This window comes from Microbacterium sp. 1.5R (genome assembly GCF_007667425.1).
Taxonomy (GTDB): Bacteria; Actinomycetota; Actinomycetes; order Actinomycetales; family Microbacteriaceae; genus Microbacterium.
In genome coordinates, this window is sequence record NZ_VDRC01000002.1 from 229,398 (window position 1) to 245,628 (window position 16,231).

The 16,231-nt window shown below is 67.7% G+C and carries 24 protein-coding genes and 2 tRNA genes; 20 read left to right on the plus strand and 6 right to left on the minus strand.

Annotation, left to right across the window (positions count from 1 at the left end; genetic code table 11):
• Nucleotides 1-35: 35 nt before the first annotated feature.
• A complete protein-coding gene (locus FSY98_RS12010; protein ID WP_144876915.1) occupies nucleotides 36-623 on the minus strand; it encodes a hypothetical protein in 588 nt (195 codons plus the stop codon).
• Between the two features lie 85 nt (nucleotides 624-708).
• Between FSY98_RS12010 and FSY98_RS12015 the strand changes: the two genes are divergently transcribed.
• Nucleotides 709-1,635 (plus strand): PfkB family carbohydrate kinase, encoded by a 927-nt coding sequence (locus tag FSY98_RS12015; protein WP_144876916.1) that lies wholly within the window; start codon nucleotides 709-711, stop codon nucleotides 1,633-1,635.
• An 86-nt stretch (nucleotides 1,636-1,721) separates the two neighbouring features.
• Nucleotides 1,722-1,806: transfer RNA gene (locus FSY98_RS12020), tRNA-Tyr, on the plus strand.
• Nucleotides 1,807-1,834: 28 nt separating this feature from the next.
• On the opposite strand, the gene FSY98_RS17030 is transcribed toward FSY98_RS12020, so the two are convergent.
• Nucleotides 1,835-2,194: a DUF3263 domain-containing protein gene (locus FSY98_RS17030; RefSeq protein ID WP_396652353.1), complete on the minus strand. Its 360-nt coding sequence runs from the start codon at nucleotides 2,192-2,194 to the stop codon at nucleotides 1,835-1,837.
• A 60-nt stretch (nucleotides 2,195-2,254) separates the two neighbouring features.
• Here FSY98_RS17030 and FSY98_RS16740 point away from each other — a divergent pair, with 60 nt between their 5' ends.
• From FSY98_RS16740 to FSY98_RS16745, 6 genes are all read left to right on the plus strand, one after another.
• Nucleotides 2,255-2,587: a hypothetical protein gene (locus FSY98_RS16740; RefSeq protein ID WP_186307664.1), complete on the plus strand. Its 333-nt coding sequence runs from the start codon at nucleotides 2,255-2,257 to the stop codon at nucleotides 2,585-2,587.
• 94 nt (nucleotides 2,588-2,681) lie between these two features.
• Nucleotides 2,682-3,071 carry a hypothetical protein gene (locus FSY98_RS12030; protein WP_144876918.1) on the plus strand — a complete coding sequence of 130 codons (390 nt, stop codon included), beginning with the start codon at nucleotides 2,682-2,684 and terminating at the stop codon, nucleotides 3,069-3,071.
• 27 nt (nucleotides 3,072-3,098) lie between these two features.
• The gene (locus FSY98_RS12035) at nucleotides 3,099-3,731 is read left to right on the plus strand and encodes an RHS repeat-associated core domain-containing protein (RefSeq protein WP_144876919.1); all 633 of its coding nucleotides are present in this window, start codon (nucleotides 3,099-3,101) and stop codon (nucleotides 3,729-3,731) included.
• Nucleotides 3,732-3,973: 242 nt separating this feature from the next.
• Entirely contained in the window at nucleotides 3,974-4,279 is a 306-nt protein-coding gene (locus tag FSY98_RS12040; protein ID WP_144876920.1) for a hypothetical protein, read from the plus strand.
• Between the two features lie 25 nt (nucleotides 4,280-4,304).
• Nucleotides 4,305-5,105 carry a site-specific integrase gene (locus FSY98_RS12045; RefSeq protein WP_186307666.1) on the plus strand — a complete coding sequence of 267 codons (801 nt, stop codon included), beginning with the start codon at nucleotides 4,305-4,307 and terminating at the stop codon, nucleotides 5,103-5,105.
• Between the two features lie 47 nt (nucleotides 5,106-5,152).
• Nucleotides 5,153-5,224 (plus strand) — tRNA-Tyr (locus FSY98_RS16745).
• 131 nt (nucleotides 5,225-5,355) lie between these two features.
• Here FSY98_RS16745 and FSY98_RS12050 read toward each other — a convergent pair.
• Nucleotides 5,356-5,577: a hypothetical protein gene (locus tag FSY98_RS12050; RefSeq protein WP_144876922.1), complete on the minus strand. Its 222-nt coding sequence runs from the start codon at nucleotides 5,575-5,577 to the stop codon at nucleotides 5,356-5,358.
• Between the two features lie 136 nt (nucleotides 5,578-5,713).
• Between FSY98_RS12050 and FSY98_RS12055 the strand changes: the two genes are divergently transcribed.
• The 3 genes from FSY98_RS12055 to FSY98_RS12065 all read left to right on the plus strand — a co-directional run bounded on the left by FSY98_RS12055 (nucleotide 5,714) and on the right by FSY98_RS12065 (nucleotide 7,268).
• Nucleotides 5,714-6,091 carry a helix-turn-helix domain-containing protein gene (locus FSY98_RS12055; RefSeq protein WP_186307667.1) on the plus strand — a complete coding sequence of 126 codons (378 nt, stop codon included), beginning with the start codon at nucleotides 5,714-5,716 and terminating at the stop codon, nucleotides 6,089-6,091.
• Nucleotides 6,092-6,183: 92 nt separating this feature from the next.
• Nucleotides 6,184-6,777, plus strand: a complete 594-nt coding sequence (locus tag FSY98_RS12060) for an RNA polymerase sigma factor (RefSeq protein ID WP_144876924.1) — start codon at nucleotides 6,184-6,186, stop codon at nucleotides 6,775-6,777.
• The gene (locus FSY98_RS12065) at nucleotides 6,774-7,268 is read left to right on the plus strand and encodes a hypothetical protein (protein ID WP_144876925.1); all 495 of its coding nucleotides are present in this window, start codon (nucleotides 6,774-6,776) and stop codon (nucleotides 7,266-7,268) included. The genes FSY98_RS12060 and FSY98_RS12065 overlap by 4 nt, the downstream gene beginning before the upstream one ends.
• Nucleotides 7,269-7,270: 2 nt before the next feature.
• Here the strand turns inward: FSY98_RS12065 and FSY98_RS12070 are convergent, their stop codons facing one another.
• Nucleotides 7,271-7,858, minus strand: coding sequence for a hypothetical protein (locus tag FSY98_RS12070; protein ID WP_144876926.1), 588 nt, complete (start codon nucleotides 7,856-7,858; stop codon nucleotides 7,271-7,273).
• Between the two features lie 309 nt (nucleotides 7,859-8,167).
• On the opposite strand from FSY98_RS12070, the gene FSY98_RS12075 reads away from it, so the two are divergent.
• The 8 genes from FSY98_RS12075 to FSY98_RS12110 all read left to right on the plus strand — a co-directional run bounded on the left by FSY98_RS12075 (nucleotide 8,168) and on the right by FSY98_RS12110 (nucleotide 13,299).
• A complete protein-coding gene (locus FSY98_RS12075; RefSeq protein ID WP_144876927.1) occupies nucleotides 8,168-10,306 on the plus strand; it encodes a glycoside hydrolase family 10 protein in 2,139 nt (712 codons plus the stop codon).
• A 182-nt stretch (nucleotides 10,307-10,488) separates the two neighbouring features.
• Nucleotides 10,489-11,007 (plus strand): Asp23/Gls24 family envelope stress response protein, encoded by a 519-nt coding sequence (locus FSY98_RS12080; RefSeq protein ID WP_186307668.1) that lies wholly within the window; start codon nucleotides 10,489-10,491, stop codon nucleotides 11,005-11,007.
• Nucleotides 11,004-11,192, plus strand: a complete 189-nt coding sequence (locus FSY98_RS12085; protein ID WP_144876928.1) for a DUF2273 domain-containing protein — start codon at nucleotides 11,004-11,006, stop codon at nucleotides 11,190-11,192. Before FSY98_RS12080 ends, FSY98_RS12085 begins: the two co-directional genes overlap by 4 nt.
• A complete protein-coding gene (locus FSY98_RS12090) occupies nucleotides 11,192-11,587 on the plus strand; it encodes a hypothetical protein (RefSeq protein ID WP_144876929.1) in 396 nt (131 codons plus the stop codon). The genes FSY98_RS12085 and FSY98_RS12090 overlap by 1 nt, the downstream gene beginning before the upstream one ends.
• A complete protein-coding gene (locus FSY98_RS12095; RefSeq protein ID WP_144876930.1) occupies nucleotides 11,584-12,168 on the plus strand; it encodes a DUF6286 domain-containing protein in 585 nt (194 codons plus the stop codon). Before FSY98_RS12090 ends, FSY98_RS12095 begins: the two co-directional genes overlap by 4 nt.
• Nucleotides 12,165-12,779, plus strand: coding sequence for a hypothetical protein (locus FSY98_RS12100; RefSeq protein WP_144876931.1), 615 nt, complete (start codon nucleotides 12,165-12,167; stop codon nucleotides 12,777-12,779). The genes FSY98_RS12095 and FSY98_RS12100 overlap by 4 nt, the downstream gene beginning before the upstream one ends.
• A gap of 31 nt (nucleotides 12,780-12,810) precedes the next feature.
• Nucleotides 12,811-13,023: a hypothetical protein gene (locus tag FSY98_RS12105; protein WP_144876932.1), complete on the plus strand. Its 213-nt coding sequence runs from the start codon at nucleotides 12,811-12,813 to the stop codon at nucleotides 13,021-13,023.
• Nucleotides 13,024-13,125: 102 nt separating this feature from the next.
• Entirely contained in the window at nucleotides 13,126-13,299 is a 174-nt protein-coding gene (locus FSY98_RS12110; protein WP_144876933.1) for a CsbD family protein, read from the plus strand.
• Nucleotides 13,300-13,414: 115 nt separating this feature from the next.
• Here FSY98_RS12110 and FSY98_RS12115 read toward each other — a convergent pair whose 3' ends face one another.
• Nucleotides 13,415-13,930, minus strand: coding sequence for a gluconokinase (locus tag FSY98_RS12115; RefSeq protein WP_144877711.1), 516 nt, complete (start codon nucleotides 13,928-13,930; stop codon nucleotides 13,415-13,417).
• 5 nt (nucleotides 13,931-13,935) lie between these two features.
• Nucleotides 13,936-15,339, minus strand: a complete 1,404-nt coding sequence (locus tag FSY98_RS12120) for a GntP family permease (protein WP_144876934.1) — start codon at nucleotides 15,337-15,339, stop codon at nucleotides 13,936-13,938.
• 132 nt (nucleotides 15,340-15,471) lie between these two features.
• Between FSY98_RS12120 and FSY98_RS12125 the strand changes: the two genes are divergently transcribed.
• Complete coding sequence (locus FSY98_RS12125; RefSeq protein WP_144876935.1) at nucleotides 15,472-16,179, plus strand: FadR/GntR family transcriptional regulator; 708 nt, start codon at nucleotides 15,472-15,474, stop codon at nucleotides 16,177-16,179.
• The last annotated feature ends 52 nt before the right edge of the window (nucleotides 16,180-16,231 follow it).

Sequence of the window (16,231 nt, forward strand, 5' to 3'; positions counted from 1 at the left end):
GATCCGCCCGGGGCCTTCTTCGTACGCGCGGCAGGTCAGTCGAACAGGCGCGCGATGATGCTCGACGTGTACCCGGTCGGGGCGAGGTTCGAGTAGATGGTGTCGATCAGGATGTCGTCGCGCCAGAACAGCGTGCGGCCGTCGGTCACCGGGTACTGCGGGTCCTGCCAGGTCTTCTCGCACCGCGTGCCGCCGTCCGGCGTGAAGCACGAGAAGCCCTCGTTCGCGACGAGGGCGTTGAGCATGTCGAGGGCCGGTCCTCGGTTCATGCGGGAGACGGTGGTGACGAGTCCGGTGGTGTCGGCGCGCGGGTCGCGCCAGATGCAGGTCAGGGTGCCGTCGTCTCCGACGCCGGACGGGCCGAACGCGGCATCGTTCAACGGCGTCTCGCCGAGCTGCGACAACACGTCCTCGGAGAGGATGGCGCGGCAGTCGGTCGGCAGCGCGACGGCCGTGGTGGTGGGCGTCGGCGATGGGGTGGGGGAGGCGGTGTCGTCGGGCGATGCGTTCGTCGCCGAGGGCGAGGGGGCGACGTCGGATCCGTCGGGAGCGCCGGCCCCGCAGCCGGTGAGCGCGACGAGGAGCACCAGGGTGGCCGCGCCGGCGGCGAGTCGTGCGTTCATGCGCTCACCGTACCCCGCAGGGTCCGACACGGGCCACACTGACATGCCGCACGCCGAGTGGGGCGCGACCGGTAATCTCGGCTGAATGAGCACTCATTCCTCCGCGCCGACCGCCGTCGTCATCGGTGACGCCCTCATCGACGAGATCCGCGATGCCGATGGCATCCGTGAACTGGTCGGCGGTGCCGCGCTCAACGTCGCGGTGGGGCTGCGGCGACTTGGGGTGCCGACCACGCTCATCGCGATGGTGGGCGACGACGAGGCCGGCGCGCACATCCGTGAATACCTCGGCGATCACGACGTGCGTCTGATCGAGAGCGAGGCGCCGCTCGGCTCGTCGCGCGCGATCGTGCAGCGTGCAGCGAACGGTGAGCCCGTCTATCTCTTCAACGAGGCGGCGCAGCGGCGCAGCATCCGCTACTCCGACGATGCGCGCAGCGCGATCGCGGAGGCCGCGCTCGTCGCCGTGAGCTGCTTCCCCTTCGACGTGCCGGCCGAGGTCGATGCCTTGGCGGATGCCGTCGCCGGAGCGCGTCTCGCGATCGACCCGAACCCGCGCTCGGGCATGCTCAGCGACCGCGACGAGTTCGTGCGCGGGTTCGAGCGGCTGGCGCGCGACGCCGAGATCGTCAAGGTCGGAGCCGACGACGCCGCCCTGCTCTACGACGGCGATCTCGACGCACTCCGCGGGCGGCTGCGGGGGTTCGGTGTCAGCGCCGTGCTCGCCACAGCGGGCGCCGACGGCGCGACGCTGGAATCGGATGCCGGGGCCGTCGATGCACCGATCTCGACGTTCCCTGGACGGGTAGTCGACACCGTCGGCGCGGGCGATGCGACGCTCGCGGCCGTGTCGGCGGGGCTCGTCGGCGGGACTCCGACCGACCGTGCGGGCTGGCTCGCGCTGCTCGGACGGGCCATGGACGTTGCTGCCGCGACCGTGCGCGCCGAGGGCGGTCTGCTGCGCACTCCCGAGTCGCTTCGCGAAGGGGATAAGGGCGTGCACGGCAGCTGACGCCCCGATTTCTCCGGCTCGCCGCATCCGGGTATGATTATGACTCGTGCCCCCGGTTGGCTGTCGAAGTCGGACGGGTGCGCAACGGCGAGTTACCCAAGCGGCCAAAGGGATCTGACTGTAAATCAGACTGCTCAGCATTCGGGGGTTCGAATCCCTCACTCGCCACCATCGCGAAATCACGCGGTCTCTGAGGGGCTCACGCGGAAAGTCGCGTGGGCCCCTCAGGCGTCTGCACCGTATCTTGCACCCTATGATCGGCGGCGGCGCCGGCTCGCGCCGCCGCCGCAGAGACGCGCGCCAAGCGCGCGCGGGCACGCCGGTCTGCTCTCTCGCGTACCCGCCGCGCGGTGAGTGGATGAGCCGCGATCCCATCCCCGGAGTTCGCCGCACGTCTGAGGAGGACGGCGTAGCGCACGGGGGAGATGCCGAGATCTCGCCGGATCCGCTCGTCTCGATGCGGACTCGGCGACGGGTGAGCTGCTTCGAAGGCGAGGATCTCGGCGTGGGTCACGGTTCCCACCCTCTCGCGGACCACCGAAACCCGTGCTGTGTTCATCGGTGTCGGGCCGGCGACGTAGCCTCGTGTCCTCTCGGCCGGAGGAAGGACGTCCGTCCATTGGCTCGACTCTCGCCCGAGACCCTCCTCGGCATCCACCTCGATGCGATCTGCTCGCGGAACCGCTACACCACCGACCCCGACGTGGTCATAGCTGAGCTGCGAGAAACGGCGGGCGCGCGTCTCGACATCCTGACCGAGTCGGTCGGGACGTGGGTGGGGTACTCCGAAGACGACTACACGCGCGTCCTGTGCACCGCCCTCCGCAAGCTTCCTGGCCTCGAGCCGTGGCTCGCGCTCGGGCAGCACCGCCGCGGCATGCGGCCACACTCCACACCCGGCGCGACAAGCTCGTCTCCGACAGCTTGGCCTCGCGTCCATGGGTTGATCTAATTCACCGGGACTACAGGATGTGAGACATGGGCAGTAGCTATTCGTTGCGGAACCAGAACCGGTTGAGCTAGGTTTCGATCAGCTTCCCGCCGCTCTGGTCGGAACGGGTCAGGTCACCGCCTACGGATACGACACCGCGGGCCGGTTGCTCACGGCAACTCAGACCGGTGGCACCAACCCTTCGACCTACACCTACACCTACGACGCGCGCGGCAACCGACTTACCGCCACCGTCACCGGCGCAGGCGCTTCCAACCAGTCGCTGACCTGCAACGCCGGAAACCAGGTGACCACGGCGGGGTACACCTACGACGGCACCGGCAACCTCACTAAGGACTCCGCCGGAACGTACACGTACAACGGTGCGCAGCAGATGACGAAGGTCGCGAACAGCAAGGGCACCTTCGACTACAAATATGCCGGCACCAACCAGGCAGAGGTGCTCCAGCAGGAGAGCAACGAGCGCAACTACAAGCTCGTCTAGGGACGCACCAACCAGGTCGGGCTCCCCGTGATCGAGCAGGTACAGGCGGGAAACAACCTCGCCTACATCGAGAACGACCCCGTCACCGGTGAGCCCCTCATGCTCCGCAGCTCCTCGGGCATCCAGACCCTGTACGTCTATGACGGACTGGGCAGCCCGGTAGCCATGCTCACCGACTTCGCCGCGGAGGCGTACGCCTACAACTTCGACCCGTACGGGACCGCTGTCCTCGCGGACGGCGGCACCGGAGGCAACGGCGTCAAGGAGAACCCGTTCCTGTTCAAGGGCGGCATCCAAGACCGAGCCACCGGATGGGTCCACTACGGCAACCGCTGGTACAACACCACCCTCGGACGCTGGACCCAACAGGACACCCTCGACGCACCGCTGGATCCCACTAACGCCAACCGCTACGCCTACGCGGGAGCCGACCCCATCAACAATGTCGATCCATCAGGTTCAGTGACGGATGCCTGTGCCGCAGGTCTCATCGACACTGCTTTGGGGATCGGGAGCATCATCGGCGGCTCAACGACGCTCGCCGCTGCACTACCGACTGGCGGGCTCTCGCTAGGGGCAGGGGCCTGGGCGGCGGTGACTATGATTAGCGGAGCCTACGATACCGTGAGCGGCATCGGAGCGGCTGTGAACAACTGTTAGATGCAGCCCGCCCACGTACGGAGATGCGCTGGCACAGCGCGGGATTGGACCGACGATATGAGCCCTAAGAAAGATGTCGCAGCTTTGATCTTTGCGCTCGCCCTCGCTGTCGGTGGGGTCGCGGTGATGTTGCTCTCGTGGAACTCCGGGGAAACGCCAGTACTCGGAATCGGCGTCCTGGTTGCTGGAGTGTTCGGTGTGGTGTACTTCTCCACTCGAATCGCGAGGAGACGACGGAGCAGATGAAGCAGAACGGCGAGAATGACGAGGAGCTCACCGAAGCGGCGCGTCGTGACCGTCTCCGCGCTATCGAGGCGGAGCACAAGGGTCTCCTAGAAGGCACCTTGGGCAGGGCGACAGTCTTCAATGCGGAGCTTATCGGCCGACAGCGGGATTTAGAGGAGGAAGCCGACGAGATCAGAGCGCAGCTAGGAGAGCCTCCTCAGGGTTCGGGACGGTCCGGTGGTGGGACGCTGTTCGGTTGGGTTGCTCTCGTCGGAGCAGTAGTCGCGATCCTTGCGGGCTCGCTCTTGCTGACGCCTCGTTGACGGTATCCATACAGGCTGGAGGGTCGTGACCGGGGGCGCCGCGTTCCGGCGCCTCATCGATGAGTTCCACGTCCACAGCGACGACGTCGATATTCTCAGGACGATCCAGCCGAGCATCAGCGGCTTTCTGATCCAGGACTCGCGTTCGAAGGCCCGCTTCATCTACGCGCTCGAACTCGGACCGCGGCCGGGGGAGGCGCTCGCCCTGGAGTGGCCGCACATCGACTTCGCCGAGGGGTCCATTCTCATCTGTCCGCAGGTGCAGACGGTCGACAAGAAGCTGCGGCTCGTGAAGTACACGAAGACCGACTCAAAGGCCGATCCGGAGCACCGCAAGATTCCGTTGCCGGGTCACCTCGCCGACATCTTCCGAGAGCACCGCGACCTGCAGCTGCACGAGATGAGCAGAGCCTCGCGCTGGGAGGAATGGCGCGACGAGGAAGAAGCCGACGACGTCGTACACGCGTTCGTCTTCAACTCCGCGAGACGACCCGGGCGTCCAATCACTCCCGCCGGCGACGCGCAGCAATGGACGAGGCTGCTGGAGGTGGCCGGGCTGCCCCACGCAAAGCCGTACACGGCACGGCACACGGCGGCGTCGCGAATGATCGCGGCGGGAATCGACCTCACGGTGGTCGCGGAGATCCTTGGCCACGCCGACATCAAGACGCTCATCAAGGTGTGCGCGCACGCGCTTGAGGAGCGGAAGCGGGCGGCGGCGGGGCTGCTGGAGAGCGCCTGGGCGAGCCGTGCGAGTGCACCTAATTCTGCACCCTATGAAGCCGAGTCGAGCCGATTCCAGCCGAGTCGGAACGGACAGGGATAGGTGCTCGTCGCCCGGAAACACGGCCGATTACGAGTCGTGCCGAGTCTGGCAGAGTACTTACTTCACTGACTGTAAATCAGACTGCGCAGCATTCGGGGGTTCGAATCCCTCACTCGCCACATCGCGAAGAGCCGCCGAGAGATCTCGGCGGCTCTTCCCGTTTCGCTGCGGGGTGAGCGCGCCGCCTCTCAGCGCGGACGCCTCGGACAGCGCGCCGCCTCTGTACGCGGCCCTGGATCGCGTGTCGCGGCTAGACGGCGAGAAGCGGGTAGGGGAGTCCGCGAGAAACCGCATCGGCGTAGTCCTGCAACTCCTGACAAGACAGATCGACGAGCGGACCCTCGATCAAGAAGTCGCCGACGACGACCTCCACGGGTGCTCCGAGTCGTGATGCCCGGAACGATCGATCAGCGGCGGCGACGTTCGCGGCCGCGGTTTCCCGAATGCGCTGCCACTCCTCCTCATCGAACATTGAACGAGTGTACGAGGGGCCGATCGCCCGCATCCGGCCGCGTCGGGACTCTGTCCATATTCCTGCAGTGCCCGTGGCGCGTCCCGACAGGGCTCGGCTGAGGGAACCGTTCGCCCGCATCCGGACATCACATCATGTGAAGACCATCGACCTTCGCGAGCGTTGCCTCGATCTCATCGACAAGCACTACTGGAACCGTCACGTCGGTCCCGCGTGGCTGGCGCGCGAACTGTTCGTCTCCCGCCGCCAGCTCGACCGTGCCTTCTCCGGACACCCGAGCGTCGCTGAAGTCCTCGCGCGCCGGCGACTGCTTCTCGCGGTGACCATCGCGGCTCACGAACCCGACACCCCGATGGTGGAGATCGCACGGCGCTGCGGCTACGGGACATACGAGACGTTCCGCGCGCACTGTCACAGATATCTCCGGCGCAGCCCGCGCGAGGCCAGAGATGATCGCATCCGTGCCCTGGGTCTAGGCGCCGCCCGAGCAGCCTCACTCCGCCGAGCGGCCTGACCCCGCTCGGCGGCGGGCACGCGTCTCGGCCTTCTCGCACCCGTTTAGACTCGAATGGACGGTCGACCCGGACCGTATCGCGAGGTGACCCTGTGCCTGACATCCGAGAGAGAACGCCTGACGACGGCGAACTCCTCTTCCGTCTGTCGCGTGGTGACGAACCGGCCTATCGGATGCTGCACGAGCGCCACCAGGCGCCGGTCTTCCGGATGTCGCTCGTGTTGATGCGCACCACCTGGGATGCCGAAGAGGTGGCGGCGACGGCGTTCTTCGAGCTCTGGCGGAAGCGGGATAAAGTCCGGGTGGTCGAGGGGTCTGTTCTTCCGTGGCTGCTCGCGACGACCTCGTACGCGGCCAAGAACAGCCTGCGGTCGCGGCGGCGGTATCAACGGCTGCTCAGCCGGATCCCGCGTGACGGCGACGTGCCCGATCATGCCGACGAGGTCGCGCGCGCCATGGACTTCCTGAAGATCTCGCGCGGCGTCCGGGACGCTCTGCTCGCGCTGAACACCAGGGACGCGAGCGTCCTGGTCCTGTGCGTGGTGCACGAACTCCCCGCGTCGGAAGCGGCCATCGTGCTCGGCATCCCGGAGGGGACGGTGAAGTCGCGCCTGTCCCGCGTGAAGGCGCGCTTGCGCGGGACGCTCCAGGAGTACTCTTCGACAGCAGAGGAGGCCACCGCATGACGGACCAGTCCGGAGGGATGCCGCACCGGCGCGAGGTGCAGGACCTCCTCGTCGAGCAGATGCGTCGCGACCTCTCGCGTCCGTCCTGGTGGCAGAGCATCTGGGGCCGCCTCGCGATCGCGGGCAGTGTCCTCGTCGTCGCCGGGGCGGGCGTCGCTGGCGTCGTGCTGCTCGAGCAGCAGCCGGTCAGCGATACGAGCATCGTCTACTGCCTCGAGGGGCCGTACCGGAATCCGGACGGATCGCTGTCCGGCGCGGCGGCGAGTATCGCCACGCCGGACGGCGTCGTCTCCATCGATGATGCCGAGGCGATGTGCGTGCGGATGTGGGAGTCCGGCGCGTTCGCGGAGGACGACCCGCTGTCGGTGTCCAGCCCGCCGGGAACCGCCCCGGCGGAGTTCACGACGTGCGTCACCGACGAGGGAGAGGCGGCGGTCGTGCCCGGACGGATCGAGTGCTCGACCCTCCGCCTGCACCCGTTCGAGAGCTGACCTCACCCGAAGGTGCCCACCGGGCGGTAGACGATCGACGAGGTCTTCGCCGCGAGGGCACCGAGCGAGTTGCAGTAGGGCGTGCACGTCACGACCGTTCCCGTGTAGCTCGCTCCGTCGTACTGCGACGACCAGCAGTTGTTGAAGCCCTCTGCGGAGCGGACGTTGTTGTTCCATCCCGACGCCAGGCTCGGGAATCCGTAGCTGGTTCCGTAGCATCCGCCGCCGGATCCCCAGTGGATCAGAACGGAGCCCGTGCGTGACGTCCCCGTCCAGATCTTGCCGACCATGACCGTCGCGGCGGCGGCGACGTTCGCCCGTGCAGACGTGCTGCTCGGGTAGAGCTGTTCGTAGTCGCCCGGCGCGCCGGCCTCGATGAACTGCTCGGCCTCTGCGACCGTGTCGAAGCACGAGACGATGGCGGGGATGTCGGTGGGGACGGACTCGCCCTCGGCGACGGGCACTCCGCCGACCGTGCACACGGCGGAGTCGGATGCCGCGACTGCGGGGCTCGGTATGGCGATGGCGAGCGCGGCGATGGCGAGTGCGGTGAGCAGGGCCGCTGGTGCGGCACGGAGTGGTCGTGACATGGAAGCTCCTCCAGGTAGGGGTGGATTTCGCTTCGGTATGTCCACGCGCGAGCCCGGGGTTCCGGCCTCGCCGCCGCAGATCGGCGGAATCCCGCGGATCTCGGGGGCAAGGTCGGCTCAAACTCTGTAGACGCGTCGCCGGGACTACAGGAGTCGAGACAGGAATGGCACTGCACGTCTCGCAGGTTTTCCCTCGGGCCTCGACGAGGGCGACCCTGGTGCTCTCCGAGGGCATGTGTCAGAGTGATAGAAACTTTCAGGACGTCGCCTGGTCCTGAAAACAACTTTCAGACTTATCAGGAGCACTCGATGAAGAGAAGACCCATCGCGATCGCTGCAGCGGCGCTGCTCGCGCTGACCGCGCCCGCCGCCGTCGCGGCGGCAGCCGAGGACGAAGAGCCTCTGACCACCTACGTCGCGAACGCCGACGGCACATACGGGTACAGCACGACGCCCGTGGAGACCTACCCCGGCTCGGGCGAGCAGGTCACGATCCCGACGGGTCTCGAGCCCGAGAACAGGCGCTTCTCGAGCGCGTGGGTCGGCACGATCGGCAACCTCAACTTCGGGAAGCCGACCGATGCCGCGGACTTCGATGCGAAGTACGCGACGGTGCTCGACGACTTCGCCGCGTGGAACATGAACGCCGTGATCTTCCAGGTCAGGCCGCTGCTCGACGCCTATTATCCGTCGACGCTCAACCCCTGGTCCGAATTCCTCACCGGCACCCAGGGTGCCGATCCCGGCTACGACCCGCTGCAGCGAATGGTCGACGCGACCCACGCGCGCGGCATGGAGTTCCACGCCTGGCTGAATCCGTACCGGGTGACGAACACGAAGATGACCGCGCCGGCCACTCTCACGGCGCTCGGCCTCACGGCTGACGAGGTCACCGCACTGAGCATTCCCGAGTACATCGCCGCCCTCAACGAGGCGGGCATCCTCGCCGACGACAACTTCGCCGTGCAGCATCCGGACTGGGTGCTGTCGTTCGAGGAGAAGCTCTTCCTCGACCCCGGTCAGCCCGAGGTGCCGGCGTTCGTCGCGGACTCCGTCGCCGAGATCGTCGAGAACTACGACATCGACGCGATCCATTTCGACGACTACTTCTACCCGTACCGCATCACGGTCGACGGCGTGAACGTCTTCTTCGGCTCGGCCGGCGAAGACCGTGCGACGTTCGAGGAATTCGGCCTGACCGCGGGGTACGCGGACAGCTCCGAAGGCATCGAGGAGTGGCGACGCGACAATATCACCGGTCTCGTGACCCGGGTCGGCGACGTCATCGACGCGCACAATGCGGATGCCGGCACAGCGGTGCAGCTCGGGATCAGCCCGTTCGGCATCTGGGAGCACGAAGCGCTGAACCCAGCCGGCTCGCACACACCGATCGCATCGTCGCAGACCTATAGCAATGCCGTCTTCGCCGACACCCGCGCCTGGGTGCAGGACGAGCTGATCGACTACGTCACGCCCCAGATCTACTGGAGCTTCGACCAGGCCGCAGCTCCGTACGGCGAGCTCGCCCGGTGGTGGAGCGATGTGGCGGCCGGCAGCCGCACGCAGGTCTACGTCGGTCACGCTCTCTACAAGCACGTGAACAACGGCGGGTGGGAGGCCGCCTGGATGAACCCCGAGGAGGTGCCGAACCAGATCCGCTTCGATCAGAAGCTCGAGGGGATCGACGGCAGCGTGCTCTTCAGCTACAACGACATGCAGCCGAGCGACATCGCAGCGCTGCCGACCGACCAGCAACCGAGGCACCAGGCGAAGAACACCGCGATCGACCTGCTCCGCGGCGAGGCGTTCGGGCACCCGACCCTGGTTCCCGCCAAGCCGTGGCTGTCGGAGGGGACGGTCGCCACACCGACCGATCTCCGGCTCGACGGCGATCGGTTGACGTGGCGCGCGGGCGATGCCGAAGCAACGCGGCAGTACGCGATCTACCGCGGTAGCGGCACGCCGGAGCAGGTCGTCGCGGCGAGCGGCACTCTCGTCGGCACCGTCTGGGCAGGGGAAGCGGCAGACCCGGGCTTCACGATTCCCGAGGCCGAGTCGTCCGCGACCCGTGCGGGCGAGGAGACGTGGGTCGTCACGGCGCTCGACGCCGCCGCCGTGGAGAGCGCACCCGTCGCGCTGGCGATCGACCCCGTCGACCCTGTCGATCCTGTCGATCCTGTCGATCCTGTCGATCCTGTCGATCCTGTCGACCCCGTCGACCCCGTCGACCCTGTCGATCCGTCCGAACCCGGGGCGCCGTCGGGCGGCACCGGCGGCGGTGTCGCCGCACCGGGAGCGGACGGATCGACGCCGACAGACCCTCTCGCAGCCACGGGTGCAGAGTTCCCCACCGCGACGGTTCTCGTCGCGCTGGCCCTGCTCGTGACCGGCGGCGCTGCCCTCGTGAGCAGGTCGCGCCGCCGCAGCCGGGCCGCGGCACAGGACTGATGCGACGGCGGAGTGCGGGGAGCGATCCCCGCACTCCGAACGGTCGCCTCAGCATCCCGAAAATACTTCGAACTTCTTTGTGACGATTCGCGCACCTCGCGCGTCCTATCTATGAGCGACACACACGCTCCCGGCGACACCCCTCAGGGATCGGCCGGTCGTCGATACAGATAGGACTCGTCATGGCAACGCAGGACCAGAAGAACACCTCCACCAGCCCCGCCGAGAAGGAGCTGGCTGACACCACCGCCGCGGTCACCCCCGCGCCGCGCGTCGACCGCTCGTCGTCGTTCTCGACGTCGCGAGTCCCGGCCGATGTGGATGCCGCAGGCACCACGACGATCGCCGACGGCGTCGTCGCGAAGGTCGCCGGTATCGCGGCCCGTGAGATCCCCGGTGTGTTCGCGCTCGGTGGCGGCGGAGCCCGTGCTTTCGGCGCGATCCGCGACGTCATCAACGCCACCGACCTCGCGCAGGGTGTGAAGGTCGAGGTCGGCGAGACCCAGGCCGCCGCCGACATCACCATCGTGGTCGAGTACCCGGCCCCCATCCAGGAAGTCGCCAACAACGTCCGTGCCGCCGTCGCGGGTGCGATCACGCGTCTCGTCGGCCTCGAGGTCGTCGAGGTCAACGTCGAGGTCAACGACGTGCACGTCCCCGGCGACGACTCCGCTGAGACCGAGGAGTCGCGCGTCTCATGAGCCCCACCACCACCGGCGCCCTGATCGGTGCTCTCCTGGCGCTCGCCGCGCTGGCGTTCGGATTCTGGGGATTCCTCCTCGTGGCCGTGCTGGCAGGCATCGGAGCTGTCGTGGGGCGCATCGCATCCGGCAAGCTCGACGTCCGCAGCCTCGCCGACGTCTTCACCGGGCGGCGTACCTCCTGATGACCGTCGACCAGAACGTCATCGCCGGTGGCGGCCCTTCGGGGCCCGCCACCGGCGGGGAGGCCATTCCCGGCCGCGTCAACGTGCGGGAACGCGTCTATCGCACCGTCGTGGAGCAGGCCTCCGCGTCGCTGATCGGCGTCTCCCGCAGTGACGTGAAGGCCGATGTCATCGAGCGCGGCAAGGGGATCGCACTTCGCATCTCCAGCCCGCTGCCCGTCCCGGATCTCGACGACACCGTCGCGATCTCCCAGACCACACCCGTCCTCGAACGCGCCCGAGAGCTGCAGGAACAACTGCAGCACCGCCTCACCGGCATCCTCGGTCGCGAGGTCAGCCGCATCGCGTTGACCATCACCGGAGCGACCATCCCCGAAAGGAAGCGAGTACGATGACCAGCCCGGCACTGCGTCGCGTCGTGCGACGCGAGACCCACTCACCGCGCACCGTCGCGATGTTCGTCGCGGTCATCCTCCTCATCCTCGCCCTGGCGTACATCGGTCTCGAGATCGTGCTGAGCCTCCTGGCACAGCCCGCGCTCCTGCTCGGTCCGGCCGCGGCGGCCGGGTGGCTCGTCGGACTGCCGACCGCCCAGCCTGCAGGGCTCGTCATCGCCGGCAGCGTCGTGCTGGCCGTCATCGGTCTCGTCTTCATCTGGCTGGCCGTGACGCCGGGCAGGCTCTCCCGACACACCATCGACGCGGGCGACCGTGCCGTGGTCGTCGACAACGGCGTGATCGCGAGCGCCCTCGCTCAGCATCTCGCCGAAGAGACGGGACTCGCCCGCGACGACGTGACCGTCGGCGTCGGACACCGCAGCGTCGACGTGACCGTGCGCCCCGGCGTCGGCATCCCGGTCGACAAGGCGGCCGTGCAGTCGGCCGCCGAGGCCGAGATCGAGACCTACCGCCTCACCCGCAGCGTCCGCACCCGCGTGCGCATCGAACGCCCGACCCAAGAGGATGACGAGCTGTGAACAACACGAATCGTGCGCTGAACCGCATTCTGCTGCTCATCATCGGACTCCTGTTCCTGGCCCTCGGTGTCGTCGGCATCGCCATCATGAGCTGGCCGACCGCAGACGAGATCTGGAAAGAGGCCGGCAAGAACTCCGAGTCGTGGCTCGACCAGGCGTTCGCCGCGACGTCCGTCGCCGGTGGCAAGGCCTCCTGGGTCGCCATCGGGGCCGTGGTCGCCATCCTGATCGTGATCGTGCTGCTCATCCTCGCCCTCACCAGCGTGGCCGGCCGCCGGTCGAAGACGGCCCTGCGCTCCAGCGGATCGCAGAACCCGCTCGGTCGCGTCACCGTCACGGAGTCCTTCGTCTCGGATGCCGTCAAGAACTCGCTCGCCAACCGCGACGAGATCCTGTCGACCAGCGTCACGGCCAACGACATCAACCGCGAGCCCGTGCTGCACGTGGCGGTCACTCCGCGGCAGAACACGGATCCGCGTGATCTGATCGATCACCTCGACCGGCTGCTCACCAACCTCGCCACCCTCACCGGACGCGAGACGGCCACGTACGTGTCGATCCATACCGGTCTCCGCGCTCGGCTCGCCCACGATCAGCGCCGACTATCCTGATCCGACCACCCCACGAGCAGAGGAGCACATCATGCGCAACCGCATCATCGTCATCGGTATCATCGCCTTCCTCGCCTTCGCGATCGGGTCCCGGGTCTCACGGCCCGAGATCAAGAACCGCGAGAGCGTCAGGCACCAGCTCGTGCGGATCTGGAACGACCCGAAGGAGCGCAAGCGCCGCCGAAAGGCCGCGGAGAAGGCATCCAAGAAGGTGCGCAAGGCCATCGACAAGGCTCGCGGCTGACACCTCACAGACTTATCGTCGGCGCCTCACAGGCCGGCGATAGGACGACGAGAGACCATCTCGCCGTCAGCATTCACCATCACCATCACGAAGGGAAGCATCATGGGACTCGACGACAAGATCAAGAACGCCGCTCAGGACATCGCCGGCAAGGCGAAGGAGACCGTCGGCAAGCTGACCGACAACGACAAGCTCGAAGCCGAGGGCAAGGCCGACCAGGTCAAGGCCGATGCCAAGAAGGCCGGCGAGAACGTCAAGGACGCCTTCAAGAACTGATCGCTCCGCGAACGGAGAAGGGCGGGGACCGACAGGTCCCCGCCCTTCTCCGTGCGTCATGAGCTCGCGCGCCTTCGCTGGTTCGGTGATGCGAAGGGTAGGGCCCACTCGCCGGTCAGTAGTCGGCGAGCAGACGCAGGCGAGTGGCGATCTCGGCGGTCTGCTGCTGCGGCGTCTCGTCGATCCGCACCTCGATGGCCTTCTCGTCCGCGTCCAGCGGCTCCAGCGTGGCGAACTGCGAGTCGAGCAGCGTCGTCGGCATGAAGTGGCCCTGGCGGCGCAGCATCCGCTCCAGGATCAGCTCGCGGTCGCCAGCGAAGTGCACGAACGTCACGGCCTCGCGACGCAGCACGTCGCGATAGCTGCGCTTCAGCGCCGAGCACGTGATGATGCCCGGCTCACCTGCGGCGATGCGCTCGTCGATCCACTCGGCGATGCGGTCGAGCCACGGCCAGCGATCGTCGTCGGTGAGCGGGTGGCCGGAGGCCATCTTCTGCACGTTCGCCTCGGGGTGCAGGTCGTCGCCTTCTTCGAACGTCCAGCCGAGCCGGCCCGAGAGCATCGCGGCGACGGTGGACTTGCCGGTGCCGGCGACGCCCATGAAGACGAGCACGGGGGCCTGCGAGGTCATCACGGTCACACCACCAGGCTCAGCAGGAGGGTGCCGGCGAGGCCGGTCACCGAGATGAGGCACTCGAGCACGGTCCACGATTTCAGGGTCTGCGGGATGCTGAGGCCGAAGTACTCCTTGATGAGCCAGAACCCGGCATCGTTGACGTGCGAGAGGAACACGGAGCCCGAGCCGATGGCCAGCACCAGCAGGGCGACCATGGGGGAGTCCAGCGTCTCGGTGAGCGGCTGCAGGATGCCGGCGGCGGTGATCGTCGCGACCGTCGCCGAACCCGTCGCGATGCGGATCACGACCGCCACGAGCCACGCCAGGATCAGCACCGACACCGAGGATCCCGAGACGAACTGCGCGATGACCTCGCCGATGCCGGTGTCGACGAGCACCTGCTTGAAACCGCCGCCGGCGCCCACGATGAGCAGGATGCCGGCGATCGGTCCGAGCGACGAGCCGACGATGCCGTTGACCTTCTCGCGGGTGAACCCGGCTCCGCGGCCGAGGATGAAGAAGCCGGCGATGACGGCGATCAGCAGGGCGATGACGGGGGTGCCGAGGAAGTCGAGGGCGACCTTCCAGGGTGCGTCGGACCTGGCGGCCACGATGTCGGCGATCGCCTTGGCGAGCATGAGGAACACGGGAAGCAGGATGCTGATGAGAGTGGCGCCGAACGACGGCCGACGAGTCGGCTCATCGCCCGAGTCCTCGGCGGAGACGAACAGCTCGGGCACAGGGACGTCGACCCAGCGGGCGGCGAACCGCGCGAACAGCGGGCCGGAGATGATCACGGCGGGGATGGCGACGATGACGCCGAACGCGAGGGTCAGGCCGAGGTTCGCGCCGAGGGCGTCGATGGCGGCGAGGGGGCCGGGGTGCGGCGGTACGAGGCCGTGCATCGCGGAGAGTCCGGCGAGGGTCGGGATCGCGATGCGCATGAGCGACTGGCCCGATCGCCGGGCGACGAGGATGATCACCGGGACGAGCAGCACGAGGCCGACCTCGAAGAACATCGGCAGGCCGATGACGGCACCGATGAGGCCCATGACCCAGGGGAGCGAGCGAGCGCTCGCCCGGGAGACGAGGGTGTCGACGATCCGGTCGGCACCACCGGAGTCGGCCAGCAGCTTGCCGTAGATCGCGCCGAGGGCGATGAGGATGCCGACTCCGCCCATGGTCGAGCCGAAGCCGGTCGAGAAGCTCGTCACCGATGCGCCGATGTCCATACCAGCGATCGCGCCGGTGGCGAGGGCGCCGATGGTGAGCGAGAGGAACGGGTGCAGCTTCATCCAGGTGATGAGGATCACGATCACCGCGATCCCGAGGACGGCGGCGACGATGAGCTGACCGGCTGGGCGGTCGGGGGCGGCGTCGGAGACGGCGGCCGCGAGCGTGCGTGTGAACGGTGTGAGTGCCATGAGCTTCCTTGATCCGGGCGAACGGCTTTACGTCGTACATAATAAGCATGCTCGAGGCTCATGTTGGGCATGATTTGCCTTCAGAGGCGGTGATGTGCTGTCTCACGGTAGGTCGGCGGGCATACTCGACATATGACTGCTCCGCGTCACGGCAGCCCGCTGCATGACTCCCTCGTCGATGAGCTCGGTCGAGCCATCGTCGACGGTCTGTACGCGCCCGGCTCGCGCATGCTCACGATCGAGATCGCCGAGCAGCGGGGGGTGTCGCGATCCGCCGCTCGAGAGGCAGTGCGCGTGCTCGAATCGCTCGGTCTGGTCTGGGTTCGTCGGAAGTCCGGCGTCGAGGTGCGCCCTCGCACCGACTGGAACGTCTACTCACCGGAGGTCATCGCCTGGCGACTCGACGGACCCGGCCGCGACGAGCAGCTGCGCGAGCTGAGCCAGCTCCGCTCGGCGATCGAACCGCTGGCCGCCCGGCTCGCCGCCGGTGGCGCGACCTCAGCACAGAAGGTCGAGCTCGTCTCCTTGGTCGTGGAGATGGCACAGGAGGACCACGAGGCCGACCGCGAGCGCTATCTCGCGGCGGATGTGCGCTTTCACCGCCTGCTGCTCGATGCGTCGGGCAACGCGATGCTCGCGGCCCTCGGCGACACGGTCGAGGCGGTGCTGCGTGGGCGCACCGAGCATGACCTCATGCCTCACATCGCCGATCAGAACGCCGTGAAGTGGCATCGCGACGTCGCCTTCGCCGTCGCGAGCGGTGATGCCGACGCGGCGGCCGCCGCCATGCTCGACATCGTGTCCGAGGCCGATCAGGCGATGCAACGCGCAGCCCGGTGAACGCCGACGAGCCGCCCCGGTGCCCGGCTCCCGGCTCGGTCCGCAGCGGAGC

Coding starts and splice junctions, on each gene's coding strand:
- FSY98_RS12095 (WP_144876930.1), top strand. CDS start 11,584: ATGACCAGCCCGGCACTGCGTCGCGTCGTGCGACGCGAGACCCACTCA.
- FSY98_RS12125 (WP_144876935.1), top strand. CDS start 15,472: ATGACTGCTCCGCGTCACGGCAGCCCGCTGCATGACTCCCTCGTCGAT.
- FSY98_RS12090 (WP_144876929.1), top strand. CDS start 11,192: ATGACCGTCGACCAGAACGTCATCGCCGGTGGCGGCCCTTCGGGGCCC.
- FSY98_RS12040 (WP_144876920.1), top strand. CDS start 3,974: ATGAAGCAGAACGGCGAGAATGACGAGGAGCTCACCGAAGCGGCGCGT.
- FSY98_RS12065 (WP_144876925.1), top strand. CDS start 6,774: ATGACGGACCAGTCCGGAGGGATGCCGCACCGGCGCGAGGTGCAGGAC.
- FSY98_RS12105 (WP_144876932.1), top strand. CDS start 12,811: ATGCGCAACCGCATCATCGTCATCGGTATCATCGCCTTCCTCGCCTTC.
- FSY98_RS12085 (WP_144876928.1), top strand. CDS start 11,004: ATGAGCCCCACCACCACCGGCGCCCTGATCGGTGCTCTCCTGGCGCTC.
- FSY98_RS12070 (WP_144876926.1), bottom strand. CDS start 7,858: ATGTCACGACCACTCCGTGCCGCACCAGCGGCCCTGCTCACCGCACTC.
- FSY98_RS12120 (WP_144876934.1), bottom strand. CDS start 15,339: ATGGCACTCACACCGTTCACACGCACGCTCGCGGCCGCCGTCTCCGAC.
- FSY98_RS12080 (WP_186307668.1), top strand. CDS start 10,489: ATGGCAACGCAGGACCAGAAGAACACCTCCACCAGCCCCGCCGAGAAG.
- FSY98_RS12010 (WP_144876915.1), bottom strand. CDS start 623: ATGAACGCACGACTCGCCGCCGGCGCGGCCACCCTGGTGCTCCTCGTC.
- FSY98_RS12015 (WP_144876916.1), top strand. CDS start 709: ATGAGCACTCATTCCTCCGCGCCGACCGCCGTCGTCATCGGTGACGCC.
- FSY98_RS12115 (WP_144877711.1), bottom strand. CDS start 13,930: ATGACCTCGCAGGCCCCCGTGCTCGTCTTCATGGGCGTCGCCGGCACC.
- FSY98_RS12050 (WP_144876922.1), bottom strand. CDS start 5,577: ATGTTCGATGAGGAGGAGTGGCAGCGCATTCGGGAAACCGCGGCCGCG.
- FSY98_RS12110 (WP_144876933.1), top strand. CDS start 13,126: ATGGGACTCGACGACAAGATCAAGAACGCCGCTCAGGACATCGCCGGC.
- FSY98_RS17030 (WP_396652353.1), bottom strand. CDS start 2,194: ATGAACACAGCACGGGTTTCGGTGGTCCGCGAGAGGGTGGGAACCGTG.
- FSY98_RS12075 (WP_144876927.1), top strand. CDS start 8,168: ATGAAGAGAAGACCCATCGCGATCGCTGCAGCGGCGCTGCTCGCGCTG.